The organism is Selenomonas bovis DSM 23594 (assembly GCF_000381005.1).
In the GTDB taxonomy this organism is placed as follows: Bacteria; Bacillota; Negativicutes; order Selenomonadales; family Selenomonadaceae; genus Selenomonas_C; species Selenomonas_C bovis.
Genome location: NZ_KB908419.1, coordinates 1 through 12,359 on the forward strand (window position 1 = coordinate 1; position 12,359 = coordinate 12,359).

Consider the following 12,359-nt stretch of genomic DNA (forward strand, 5'->3'; position numbering starts at 1 on the left):
GTAAGACCCCTTGAAGAATACGAGGTAGATAGGGCAGGAGTGGAAGTGCCGCGAGGCATGAAGCGGACTGCTACTAATAGGTCGAGGGCTTATCTTTTAAGCAGAGAGCTAATACTAAGATGTCAGGGAGTTTCTTCTGTATAGTTTTGAGAGAACATGTCTCTCAATAAGATATCCGGTGATGATGCCTGGATGGATCCACCTGTTCCCATACCGAACACAGTAGTTAAGCATCCAGAGGCCGAAAGTACTTGCCTGGTGACGGGCTGGGAGGATAGGAAGTTGCCGGTTCGCTGCGGAGCTCGTCTACGGACGGGCTCTTTTGTTTTGCTTTCAGGGCGTTCGTACGAACGTCACGCGGTGAACGTCTGTGCGTTTTGTTTGCTCTAGAGAACCTTGGCTGCCGCTTCTTGCATCTCTGCTCGGAGGAGCAGGCGGATCTGGCACTTCCTGCAAATTTTCTTTTACCGATAGAAGGTTTTTCGCGGTGCGTGTTGAATAGTATGAAATAGAGATGATTGCAGAGATGAAGGTCATTATATAGAGGAGGAGTTTTCATGGCAGAAGAACTTATGGCTGGACAGGATTCTAAGGAGAAAGAGGAAATCATTACGAAGCTGACTTCGTCCATTGAAGAGGTCGCTTCTTCGACGCAGACGGTCTACGAGGCGGTCGAGCAGGTCGCAAAGAGTGCGAGTGCTCTTGCGAAGGCTGGCCAGGAGTCTGTAGAGCAGGCGCGTTTCCTGCAGGAGAAGAATGCCGATACGATCAAGGTCATCGATTTCATCACGAATATCGCGGGTCAGACGAATCTGCTCGGCCTCAACGCTGCCATCGAGGCTGCGCGTGCGGGCGAGCAGGGCCGCGGCTTTGCTGTTGTCGCCGAGGAGGTCCGCAAGCTCGCTGAACAGTCCCGTGAGGCGACGGAGAAGATCCAGTCGACGCTCAATGAGATGAACAAGGCGGTCGAGGGCATCTCCAAGTCCATCGAGACGACTGGCGCGATCAGCGAGGAGCAGGCGGCTTCGACGGAGGAGATCACGGCGAATCTTTCGCGCGTGACGAAGGCCGCGGAGGATCTCAAGCAGTACGTCGAGCGTCTGCACTGATTCGGAATATTTGCGTATCCCTGCTGGCGATACGTCAGGTGCTTCCTTGTGTGATGCCCTAAAAAACTGCCGCATGCAGATTGCATGCGGCAGTTTTTTTAGGTAAATCCCCAAGCACGCAAGCCGCAGGCGCAGCGCGATTGGTTGGATTTACTGTAAGGGCGATGCACAATGTCCACAAAGTGGATGTTTGTGCATGTAGCCTTGTATTTACGGAGGTGATGCAAATTCATGGAGCGCCCCATTCTCGGGACGATTGCTCATAGATGATTATGTTTCATCCTGCAGCGCGTCATAGCCTCGTTCCCCGGTGCGGATCTTAACGACGTCATCGATTTTGTTGATGAAGATCTTGCCATCGCCAAATTTTCCTGTTTGAAGCACCTTTGTCGCGGTCTCCACAACTTTCTCTGGTGGAATTTTTGAAACGACGATTTCGACCTCGAGCTTTGGCAGGAGATTCGAGGAAATTTCTGGATTGTGGAACGCGTGCGCATGTCCTTTTTCATGACCATAGCCGAGGACGCGGCGCACCGTCATACCGGTGATACCGATTTCCTCGAGGGCGACTTTCAATGCTTCGAAACGATTTTCACTGGTGATGATACGGACAGATGTTAAGATTGCTTCACTAACCATAATAGATTCTCCTTTTATTTCGTTCAGATGAGCGCTAGGCTTTTGAGGGCTATCTTGCCAGTTTCGTTGTTTTAGGGAGCCTGATGTCATGAGGTGCTCTGAATTTTCGTGGATGTGCAGTATCTCTCCAGGAGACAATCGGAAACTGCAGTGGCAAACTGCTCCCACAAGTCTTGTGCTGAAAATTATTAATCGACGATGAGAGGATAGTGCAGACGCGTGAAGACGGAGTGTCGAATTCTTCAGTGCTTCCTCAAGAAAGAGCTGACCGCTCGATGGCCGCTTTGCCCTCTTCTCCCGTGCGGATGCGGATCACATTGTCGATGCCGGAAATCAGGATTTTGCCGTCCCCGATGTGGCCGGTGTAGAGCTCGACTTTCACGGCATCAACGATTGCTTTGACCTGTTCTTTTTCGCAGATCACCAGCAGAAGCACTTTGGGGAGGAGGCGTATCTCCTTGTTTTCTTCCGGTTCATATTCAAACGTCCCCTTCTGGATCCCGGAGCCGAGTGCCTGGAATTTTGTGATGCCGCCTACGCCGAGTTTTTCCAGGCAGTTGATGACAGCGGTGCTCTTGTTTTGTGCGGCAATGATTTCAATACGTACTAGTTCAGATGACATGATGCATAACTCCTTTGTACTAAAACAGGCGGTTTTCAAACAAAAAGCCGCATACGGTAGCGGACGTGCACGAGTGTGCATGTATCCGGTATCGTATGCGGCACCATTGTCGCAAAACAGCCTTGATGGCCTGGGTTTTGATTGTCATGATAAGGAATGGATCCTTCCCTTGATGTACTTTTCTATTTTATCATCATGGCGCCACAAAGTCTATTTCTTTTCTCCTGTAGACAGCCTGTTCCCGGTAGGTATACAGGATGTTCCTTCTCCTCTCTCGGTATCGGCTGCTTTCAGAAATTCCCTTGCCAGTGCGCGGATCAATTGCTCCTGGTCATGAAGGCTGAAAAAGGTGATGCCGAATGGGTGATCGTGGTCTTCGTGGTTTTCCGGAATCGCGATTGCTGCGAGGTCGAGGAGATTGCAGTGATTCGTATAGAGGCCCATCTGGCTGTTCGTTTCGATGGGATTTTCCCGCACCTCGTCTCGCGTAAACGAACCACCAGCGGTCGGGAGTACGAGGACGGCGTTTTCAAGCTGCTGCTTTGCCTGCTTGCGGTAGATGCTCAGCTGATGGAAGTCCTTGAACAGTCTTGCGGCGGTCAGCTCTTTGCGCCCGCCGCTCTTGAGAATCTCCTTCGTGACGGGGAAGATGTCATCTTCGCAAGCTGTGACGAATTCGCCAAGGTCGGCCCAGCGTTCTGCGACATAGGCACCATCGTAAAGAAGACTTGCGGCTTTCGAGAAGAAGCTGGTATCGATGTACTCGATCTTGCTTCCGGACTGCGCGAAAAGATGAAGTACATGCATCCACTTCCTCTGGTAGTTCTCCGCCCAAGGTCCGTAGAATGTCGGCGTATCCTTCGGGAGCAGGATTTTTCCCGGCAGGCGCTCCGCCTTGAGCGGCAGGGCTCTTGACCAAGTACAGTCCGGATCGACGGCACGCGCTACCTGGTCGACGAGTTCTACTTCCTCAAGCGAGTGGGCAAAGACAGTCACGCAATCGAGACTCTGGCAGGCTGGTACGACGCCGGCACTTGACCATGCACCGATTGGCGGCTTGTAGCCGATGAGGGTATTCAGCATTGCCGGCACGCGCCCCGAGCCTGCAGTATCGGTACCCAGGGAGAACGCTGCCTGTCCGAGTGCGACGCTGACAGCACTACCGGAGCTCGATCCGCCGCTGATGCATTCCGGCTGCCAGGCGTTTTTCACCTCGCCATACGGACTGCGCATTCCGACGAGGCCGGTTGCGAACTGATCGAGGTTGGTCTTCCCAAGCGGAATCGCGCCGGCTGTTATCAGACGCTCGACAACGAAGGCGCTTTTTTCTGGCATATAGGAATATGCTGGGCAGGCGGCGGTCGTCGGGAGCCCTTCGATGTCGATATTATCCTTGATCGCAAATGGGATGCCCCACAGCGGATATTTCGAAAAGTTCATTGGTGGGAGCTTCCGAAGATAGGTCGTAAGCCATTTTTCCTCTGGTGGTGCGATCCAGATTGGATTGTCTTTATGCGCCTTTACGCGGGAAAGGATGGCGGAAAGGACCTCTTCTGGCGTAAAGGCCTTGCGTTCATATCCTGCTTTCAGCGCAGGGATCGTTAGTAGTTCTGGTACATGGTTCTTCATCGGATACCTCCTTCAGTGCGCAGCGTTCATCTCATCCTGCTTCGTAAGCAGCGAGGAAATCACCTGCGTTGACAGGACTGCCGGGATCAACGAAGACGCGAGATATCACGCCATCTCCTGAGGCTGTAATCGGGATCTCCATCTTCATGCTTTCGAGTACGAAGAGCGTGTCGCCTTTTGTGATTTTTTGGCCGGCCTTTACCTCTACCTTCCAGACACTGCCTGGGACATTGGCGGGGATGCCGTCTTCGCTGTCCTTGAGCTCGACGTCTGTCTGCACTGGCTCTGGGACGTCGGAGACGAAGGTGTCGAGGCCTAGCTCATGCCATCTCTGACGCTCTGCTTCAAATGCGGCTTCCTGGTGTGCCTTGAAGGCTTTCGCGCTTTCCTCGATCGATGCGAGATATTCCTTGTATTTGCCGAGGCTGAACGTCGTCTCTTCGACACGGATATCGTATTTGCCGCGCAAGAAGTCCTCGCGATACTTTAGGATCTCATCCGCGGAGCATGGGAAGAAGCGGATCTGATCGAAAAAATTGAGGAGCCATGGCTTATCTTTGGAGAAATATTTCGTCGTCTGCAGCGGGTTCCACATCTGGATCGTGCGGCCGACGAACTGATAGCCGCCAGGACCCTCCATGCCATAGACGCAGAGGTAGGCACCGCCGATGCCGACGGCATTTTCCGGTGTCCATGGACGCGCCGGATTGTACTTCGTCGTGACGAGGCGCTGGCGCGGATCGACTGGTGTCGCGACCGGTGCGCCGAGATAGACATCGCCGAGACCGAGCACGAGATAGTCAGCCTTGAAGACGATGTCTCGGACGTCGTCGATACTTTTGAGGCCATTGATGCGGCGGATGAATTCAGGGTTGCTGGGACACCACGGCGCATCGGGCCGCGTGGTCTCTTGATAGCGCTTTGCGGCAAGCTGCGTCTGCGGATCATCCCAGGAAAGTGGGAGATAGACAATGCGTGACGGGACTTCGATATCGTCAAGATCGCCGAGACTTAAGAGGAGCTTTTCGACGTTTTCTGCCATCTTGCGTGCCGTGATTCTGCTGCAGTCAAAATGCACTTGCAGCGAACGGATGCCTGGCGTCATGTCGATGATGGGGAGGTCTTTTGTCTCCAGCGCCTCCATCAGGATATGGACGCGGAAGCGGAGGGCGATATCGAGCTCCATCTTGCCGATCTCGACGAGGATGTTTTCCTCGCCATCGCGACGGATATCATACGGGAAACCATCGGCAGTGCCTTGTGCGAGGATCGCATCTATCGCAGCGACCTTTACCGGCGCTGGCAGCGTGACGGCCGTATATTCAAAGGCGATATTTTTTTCTTGCGCTTCGCGGAGCTCTGCTGCCTGTGTTTCATTTAGCAGCTGGAAATGGACCTTGTCACCTGGATGAAGCTGGCCGATCTTCCAAAGCTCAGCTTTGGCGAGTGTTACCGGGCAGACAAAGCCGCCAAGACTCGGTCCGTCCGGGCCGAGCAGGATCGACTGATCGCCGGTGAGATCAAGTGTGCCGATGGCGTAGGCATTATCGTGGATGTTTGACGGATGGAGGCCTGCCTCGCCGCCATCCTCTCGTGTCCACTCCGGCACGGGGCCGTTCAGACGGACGCCGGTGCGGGCACTGTCGAAATTTACGGTGTATTCCGCACTTGTGAGGGTGGTCAGATAAGAAGAGGAGAGATATTCCTCAGTCGGCTGCGGTCCAGGCAGTACACCAAGCGTCCAATGGTTCGTGATCTTTGGTGCATACTCCTCGGGGAAGGAGTCAATCGAACACGTCAGACATTTGTCGGTAAGTTCCAGGACATCGCCGGTGCGGAGCGCGCGGCCATTGTGCCCGCCGAACTTTCCATCGATGAATGTCGACGTACTGTCCATGACTTTCGGAATGTCGAGGCCGCCTGCGACGAGGAGATACGTGCGCATACCCTGCTTTGCCGTGCCGAGCTTCAGCACGCTGCCGGGCGATGCGTTCATTGCCTGATAAAGCGGTACGTTCTCTCCGTCGAGCGTGGCATGCATTTCAGCACCCGTCAGGCAGAATGTCGTCGTCGTACGGAAGCGATAGCTGCCGCCGCGCAGTGTCATCTCGATACCGGCCGCATTCTCGTCATTGCCGAGAAGCCGGTTACCGATGCGGAAGCTGTAGGCATCCATCGCGCCGCAGGGCGGCACGCCAACCGTCCAGAAGCCGAGCATTCCTCTGGCATCCTGCACCGTGCTCTGGATACCGCCGTCGAGTACCTCGAGAGCATGTTCCTCTGGGTGGAAGGCATCGAGCATCTTTGTGAAGAGTTTCCCTTCCCGATATGATTTCTCCTGAAAGAGTGAGGAAAGATATTCAAGGTTCGTCGTAACGCCGTAAAGTTTCGTCGCTTTTATGACGCGCTGCATCTCTGTTACGGCTGCCTCGCGCGAAGGCTCGTGGACGATGATCTTCGCAAGCATTGGATCGTAGAGCGGTGAAACCGTGATATGCGGCTTCACCCAGGTCTCGACACGCGCCTTCGGGTCGAAGTGGCAGTCGTCAAGACGTCCGCTGCTCGGGCGGAAATCATTACTGCAGTCCTCGGCATAGACACGGATCTCGATGGCATGACCATTCGGTTTGCCCACTTTGCTCGCTAAGTCCCGGAGCTCGCCAGCTGCCTCGCGGACCATCCACTCGACGAGGTCGATGCCCATGACTTCCTCGGTGATGCCGTGTTCGACTTGCAGACGCGTATTGACCTCAAGAAAATAAAAACTTTCGCTCGCTTCATCGTAGAGAAACTCTACCGTTCCGGCATTCCGATAAGATGCTGCATGCGCAAGGTCTACGGCTGCTTGATACATCTTCTGGCGTACGTCGTCACTGAGATTCGGCGCAGGCGATTCCTCCACAACCTTCTGGCTGCGGCGCTGCACGGAGCAGTCACGCTCACCGATGGCGACGGCCTCGCCCTCTGCGTTGCCGAAAATCTGGACTTCGACATGGCGGGCACGGCGGATGTATTTTTCAAGAAAGACACCGCTGTCCTTGAAGTTCACGGCGGCAAGATGCTTTACCGCATCGTAGTCGCGCCGCAGGTCTTCCTCGCTTTCACAAATACGGATCCCGATACCGCCGCCGCCCGCCGTGCTTTTCAGCATGACCGGATAGCCGATTCGCTTCGCTTCCTTCACGGCCTCATCAAGATCGTTCAAAAGGCCTGTGCCCGGCAGGAGTGGGACATTCGCGGACTCTGCCAGGGCGCGCGCCGAATGTTTCAGACCAAAGCGCTGAATCTCCTCGGCGGTCGGTCCGATGAAACGGATGCCAGCATCTTCGCAGGCCTTTGCGAAGTCAGTATTCTCGCTGAGAAAACCATAGCCAGGATGAATGGCTTCAGCATGTGTCTCCTTTGCAATCTTCAGGATTTTTTCCGCATCGAGATACGTCTCTTTGACCGTACCGTCACCGAGTGAAACGGCTTCATCGGCTTCGCTGACATGCAGGCTGTCACGATCAGCCGTCGCGTAGATGGCGACAGACTTCACTCCCATCTTCCGAAGTGTGCGTTCGATGCGCGTTGCAATAGCGCCGCGGTTTGCAATCAGAACCTTGGTAAACATTCGGACGCCCCCTTCTTATTCATCCCAGATCAGCAGTCGTACTGGTGTCGGGTTGTACGCATTGCATGGATTGTTGAGCTGCGGGCAGTTGCTGATCAGTATGACGACATCCGCCAGCGCTTTCATCTCGACGTATTTGCCCGGCGACGATACACCATCATCAAACTTCAGTCCGCCAGCCTCGGTGACAGGGACATTCATGAAAAAATTGATATTCGGGGCGAGGTCGCGTTTCTTGATGCCGAAGCGCTCATTTTCTGCAAGCTGCAGCATGAAATCATCGCGGCAGCTCTGCATGTAGCGCTTATCACGTGAGTAGCGTACGGTGTTGCTCTGCGACGAGCACGCACCGCCCAGGGTATCGTGACGGCCTGTCATATCCGCTGTAATCTCGAGCAGCGGCTTTCCCGACTCTGCACGGAGGATGCTGCCCGTTGTCAAGTAGATATTTTTCTGCGCCGTGATGGTCGGGATGGCTCCGTAGTGGTCTTCGATATTGTGTGCATCGTAGAACGTAGTATCGACGGCCTGATTGCCCTCGAGGTCGACGATGCGGAACGATTGTCCCTTTTTCAGCTCATGAATCCAGCCAAGACCCGCGCCGATGCACTCATCATAGATGGCATCTTCTGCTTTCAAATCGCTTTCTTTTTCAATGAGTCCGTACATGTTGCTCCTCCTTTATCTTTCCGCATGTTATTTCAATCCCATCAGATGGATGTAGTCCCAGGTGTTTTCAAAGGCACGATAGTTTTCCTGACGATGCTGTACGCAGGGATCCATCAGATCTGCTGGCGGCGCCTCGAACACATCGAGCTCGATGGGGACCGATGGATACGTTTCTGTCGGGTCGAGCGGATTCGGCGTATTCGACGCGATCAAGAGGACATCCATCTCCGTGCGGAGCGTTACCGTCGCATCCTTCGGGCACCATTCGGTATCGTAGTGCATGCTGCCATCTTCCTTGACAAAGACTTTGGAAAAGAGGTTGACGCATGGAACGAGGTCGCGTGTCGAAAGACCATTGCGTATGAGCTCAACCTTGAAGTTCTCATCGCCGGCGCGATAGTAGTCATTGCGGTTTTCCTGATAGCTCGTCTTGCCGTATTTCTCATCTGTCATCATGCGTGTCGTCCAGCCGGAAATCGAGTCGTGCCAACCGAGACTGTCCTGCGTGATGCTTGCGAGCACGCGCCCGTTATCGCTCATCAGGACATTTCCTGTCGTGAGATGCGCGGTAAACTGTGCTTTCAGCGTATCCGGCATGTTGTAGCGCTCTGTCAGATCATGCAGGTTATATAAAAGGAGCGAGACATTCGCGTTTGGGCCAAGTGCCTTGAAATGAAGGTAGCGGTTGCGGCCAATCGGACCGGACCATTTTTCACCAGGATGAAAGGTTTTGGAAAAAATCTTCTGCATAATAAAAGGCCTCCCTTTCGGATGATCAGGCTGGAGTAGGAGCAAAAGCCGTCGGGCTTTCTTCCTTCCCATTGCATACCTAGACTATAATCCGTTTGGGAGACCCTTCCTATGGTCCGAAAAGGGGATTTAGATTGCTTCCTTTGCCGCGAAAGTAGCACCGTCTTCTACTTTCGTACACCTGCCCTGCATCAAAAGATGCAAGAGCTGCGTACGGCTGTTGACCTTAGTCTTGCTGAAAAGATTGTAGATATGTTTCTTGATCGTCGAGAGACTGACGACGAGTGTCTGACAGATCTCCTGGTTCGAGAGGCCTTTCGTCATCAGAGTGAGTACCTCTCTCTCGCGTTTCGTCAGATGATAGGCCTCTGCGAAAGAAGCGACCTGTATCTCGAAATCCTGCGCTCTTGCGGGGGCCATCGCGCGGCTCAGCATATTTTCAATATGTTTCCGCAGGACAGAGAGGACCTCGATATTCTGCTGCGTAAAGTTGCCGAGCTGTGTTTTCCGGAAAAGGCTGAAGGCTGCGATTTTCTTTCCGCCATGCTGGATCATCAGTCCGCAGCCATAGGGGATATCCGCCTGCTTCAAGAAGCTCTGGTAAAACTCAGTCTTCTGTCGGATGTTGTTGTCGATGATGTCTGTATCCCGGTAGACTGTTGTCTCCTGTGCCATATCACCGACATAGCGCATGTAGTCCTTTTCGTAAAAAGTATGCAGGTATCGGCGGATTTCCTCGTCCGACATTCCGAAGAAGACGCTGTTTTCCCGGTCGACATGTTCCTCTGCATCAAGCAACAGGAGAAATCCTTTTGTATACGGGATTAATATGCGGATGATGCGCATCAGCTTGTTTGTCAGCTGCTCGAGGTTTTCCTGGGCATAAAGCTCTAGCAAGACATTGTTTATCGTCAGCCACTCAGATTCTTTCAGCATTGCAAACCCTCCTGATAAATTGTTGCTCCGATACACATGAGGAACCACTGCTTCACAGCCCTATATCGGATATACACCCATTACGATATATGGCGGCCCGATCATCGAACGTTCTCCTTTAGGGAAAATTGATTCATTCAGTACCTTGTCTTCACGCGTCTACGCTGTCCTCTCGCCCTCGACAATCCTCAGCACAAAACGCGATGGAGCGTTTTGCCGCTGCGCCTCCGGTTGGTCTCCGAAGAGTACAGCGCATCCGCGCAAATCCAGGGCACTTCATTTCATCAGCGCTTCCTTTATTGTCGTGCTGGACGCGGCGCGACAGCCTCTTTGCATTCATCAGTCGTTCCATGAAAATCGAAATAAAAACGCCGCACAGGGGACAGCTGCAGCATATCACTGCAGCCATCCCTTATGCGGCACCATTGCCGGACGCTTTCACGCCAGATCCTGCGCTGTTTCATTGTGGAAGAATGGTATTTCTACTATATGGGGACATCATAGCACAATCTACTACGAAAGTCTACTTTTGGCAACACTCTGTGCAATCTTTCTGCGTATCTTCTTTCGCATGAGAACAAGGTGTACTTTAGTACGAGAAAAGTATGCTTTGGTGGCAGTATATCGCATCTTTTTCCCCATTGTGAAACAGGAGAGGATGTGGAATAATCTCTTTGTAACGAAGCAGGGGATTTGCTCCTGTCAGAGCCCGTCAATGGAGGAGGAAACGCGCATGCAGAACAAAATCAGCTTATTTGGTGCGGTGTCAACCGGTATCGGGATGATTATCGCGACGAGTTGTTTCATCCCGCTCGCCTCAGGAGCGAGTACGGTCGGTATCACATTCATCATTGCTCTCATTCTCGTGTGCATGGTGAATATGATGGCCGCAGGCTCCATCGCAGAGCTCAATGCCTTGATGCCGAACCTCACCGGCGGTCTCGCCCAGTACACGCTCGTTGGGCTTGGTCCGTTCGTGACGATCGTCGTTATGGTCGGCGGCTACATCATCAGCAACGTCTTTGCGGCACCCGCCGAGGGCGCGATGTTTGCAAACGTCATGGCAAACTTCATCGGTGGCGATATCCCGACCTCGGTTTACAGCGTCGCGCTGACGATGGTGCTGATCTTCGTCAATCTGCGCGGTATGACGATGTCGGCTCTCGTGCAGACCGCCATCGCATCCTTCATGGTGATATCCCTCTTCCTGCTCGGATTGATCGGCGCTCTCGGACTCGGTACCGGCATCGAGGTAGAGCAGGCGCCGGTTCTCTCTTTTTCTCCAGGCGATATCTTCCCGCTGATGACAACCGCATTCTGGCTTTTCATCGGCTCTGAGTTCATCGTACCGCTGGGAAAGGATATGAAAAACCCGAAGCGCAATGTCCCCCGCGCGATGATCCTTTCCCTCGCGATCATGGGCATCATCCAATGCGTCATGGTCCTCGGCTTCTCGCACTATACCCCTTGGGCTGCCGTCGGTGCAGACGACTCTCCGCACCTTCTCTATGCGACAGCGCTTCTCGGTGAGCCCGGCCGCTGGTGGATGATCTTTGCGGCTCTCTTTGCCGCCGTCAGCACGCAGAATTCGATTATCTGTTCTGTTGCGGAGATATGCTGCGGCATGGCAAAGATCCGCCTTCTGCCTGCAATCTTCCAGAAAAAGAACAAGTATGGCGCGCCGTACCTCATCATCTGGCTGCTCGGCATCGCGACAATCCTGATCGAGACGACCGATATCAGCAGTGGTGAAGCAATCACGTTCCTCATACTCTGCTCATCCCTCTTCTGGATGGTCACCTATATCATCTGCCACGTGAATGTCATCATTCTCCGCAGGAAAATGGCACAGGCACCGCGCAGCTTCAAGATGCCGCTCTTCCCGCTTTTCCAGGCAATCGGCATCGTTGCGACGATGTATATGATCTACTACATTTCGACCGATCCCGATGAGCGGATGCTGATCTTCAAGCTCACATTCGCCCTCTTCCTTGGCATCGGCATCTGGGCACTTTATTGGGTTCGCTATCATCTGCATCTGCCAATCTTCCGCCACATCCCGCTTCCTCAGGTCATGGCGATGGAAAATCCAGCCTATTACCTGACGCGCCACCCGGAAGAGATTCACCCGAAGAATTGACACCGAGGACACGCAGCTGTTTTGTCAGTCGGGCTGGCAGCCACAAACGTTGCACGCCTGGCTGATGGATAGAGCTTATCGATTTTGAGCGGCTCGCTGCGGTGGCGCTCCGCTCTATCTGCAAGATGCGGCAGATAGAGCCGGTTGTCTGCGAACTACATATACCGTTTGTTTGAGGGGCTGTCTCACGAAAGCATTTTCGTGCGGATAGCCCCGTTTTCTTTGACCTCAATCACGGTCATCTGACACTGG

The 12,359-nt window shown here is 53.6% G+C and carries 9 protein-coding genes and 2 rRNA genes; 4 read left to right on the forward strand and 7 right to left on the reverse strand.

All coding sequences use genetic code 11. From position 1 onward, the window contains the following. The 3 genes from F599_RS0112120 to F599_RS0112130 form a co-directional block, all read left to right on the forward strand. A 23S ribosomal RNA gene (locus F599_RS0112120) occupies positions 1 to 97 on the forward strand; the annotation flags it as partial. Positions 98 to 174: 77 nt separating this feature from the next. After that, positions 175 to 291, forward strand: a 5S ribosomal RNA gene (rrf, locus tag F599_RS0112125). Positions 292 to 572: 281 nt separating this feature from the next. Next, positions 573 to 1,109, forward strand: a complete 537-nt coding sequence (locus F599_RS0112130) for a methyl-accepting chemotaxis protein (RefSeq protein ID WP_026327978.1) — start codon at positions 573 to 575, stop codon at positions 1,107 to 1,109. A 270-nt stretch (positions 1,110 to 1,379) separates the two neighbouring features. On the opposite strand, the gene F599_RS0112135 is transcribed toward F599_RS0112130, so the two are convergent. From F599_RS0112135 to F599_RS14410, 7 genes are all read right to left on the reverse strand, one after another. Then, the gene (locus tag F599_RS0112135; RefSeq protein WP_019543781.1) at positions 1,380 to 1,748 is read right to left on the reverse strand and encodes a P-II family nitrogen regulator; all 369 of its coding nucleotides are present in this window, start codon (positions 1,746 to 1,748) and stop codon (positions 1,380 to 1,382) included. Between the two features lie 253 nt (positions 1,749 to 2,001). Then, positions 2,002 to 2,370 carry a P-II family nitrogen regulator gene (locus tag F599_RS0112140; RefSeq protein ID WP_019543782.1) on the reverse strand — a complete coding sequence of 123 codons (369 nt, stop codon included), beginning with the start codon at positions 2,368 to 2,370 and terminating at the stop codon, positions 2,002 to 2,004. A gap of 210 nt (positions 2,371 to 2,580) precedes the next feature. Further along, a complete protein-coding gene (locus F599_RS0112145) occupies positions 2,581 to 3,999 on the reverse strand; it encodes an allophanate hydrolase (RefSeq protein ID WP_019543783.1) in 1,419 nt (472 codons plus the stop codon). 31 nt (positions 4,000 to 4,030) lie between these two features. Continuing rightward, positions 4,031 to 7,612, reverse strand: a complete 3,582-nt coding sequence (gene uca / locus F599_RS0112150; RefSeq protein ID WP_019543784.1) for an urea carboxylase — start codon at positions 7,610 to 7,612, stop codon at positions 4,031 to 4,033. A 15-nt stretch (positions 7,613 to 7,627) separates the two neighbouring features. Next, a complete protein-coding gene (locus F599_RS0112155) occupies positions 7,628 to 8,281 on the reverse strand; it encodes an urea amidolyase associated protein UAAP2 (RefSeq protein WP_019543785.1) in 654 nt (217 codons plus the stop codon). Positions 8,282 to 8,308: 27 nt separating this feature from the next. Next, positions 8,309 to 9,031, reverse strand: coding sequence for an urea amidolyase associated protein UAAP1 (locus F599_RS0112160; protein WP_019543786.1), 723 nt, complete (start codon positions 9,029 to 9,031; stop codon positions 8,309 to 8,311). 129 nt (positions 9,032 to 9,160) lie between these two features. Next, positions 9,161 to 9,967, reverse strand: coding sequence for a response regulator transcription factor (locus F599_RS14410; RefSeq protein ID WP_019543787.1), 807 nt, complete (start codon positions 9,965 to 9,967; stop codon positions 9,161 to 9,163). Between the two features lie 733 nt (positions 9,968 to 10,700). Between F599_RS14410 and F599_RS0112170 the strand changes: the two genes are divergently transcribed. Next, positions 10,701 to 12,107, forward strand: coding sequence for an APC family permease (locus F599_RS0112170; RefSeq protein WP_156022032.1), 1,407 nt, complete (start codon positions 10,701 to 10,703; stop codon positions 12,105 to 12,107). Positions 12,108 to 12,359 lie beyond the last annotated feature (252 nt).

Excerpts from the sequence above, each read along its gene's own strand:
- F599_RS14410 (WP_019543787.1), bottom strand. The coding sequence starts at position 9,967 with ATGCTGAAAGAATCTGAGTGGCTGACGATAAACAATGTCTTGCTAGAG.
- F599_RS0112155 (WP_019543785.1), bottom strand. The coding sequence starts at position 8,281 with ATGTACGGACTCATTGAAAAAGAAAGCGATTTGAAAGCAGAAGATGCC.
- F599_RS0112145 (WP_019543783.1), bottom strand. The coding sequence starts at position 3,999 with ATGAAGAACCATGTACCAGAACTACTAACGATCCCTGCGCTGAAAGCA.
- F599_RS0112170 (WP_156022032.1), top strand. The coding sequence starts at position 10,701 with ATGCAGAACAAAATCAGCTTATTTGGTGCGGTGTCAACCGGTATCGGG.
- F599_RS0112160 (WP_019543786.1), bottom strand. The coding sequence starts at position 9,031 with ATGCAGAAGATTTTTTCCAAAACCTTTCATCCTGGTGAAAAATGGTCC.
- F599_RS0112135 (WP_019543781.1), bottom strand. The coding sequence starts at position 1,748 with ATGGTTAGTGAAGCAATCTTAACATCTGTCCGTATCATCACCAGTGAA.
- F599_RS0112130 (WP_026327978.1), top strand. The coding sequence starts at position 573 with ATGGCTGGACAGGATTCTAAGGAGAAAGAGGAAATCATTACGAAGCTG.
- uca (WP_019543784.1), bottom strand. The coding sequence starts at position 7,612 with ATGTTTACCAAGGTTCTGATTGCAAACCGCGGCGCTATTGCAACGCGC.
- F599_RS0112140 (WP_019543782.1), bottom strand. The coding sequence starts at position 2,370 with ATGTCATCTGAACTAGTACGTATTGAAATCATTGCCGCACAAAACAAG.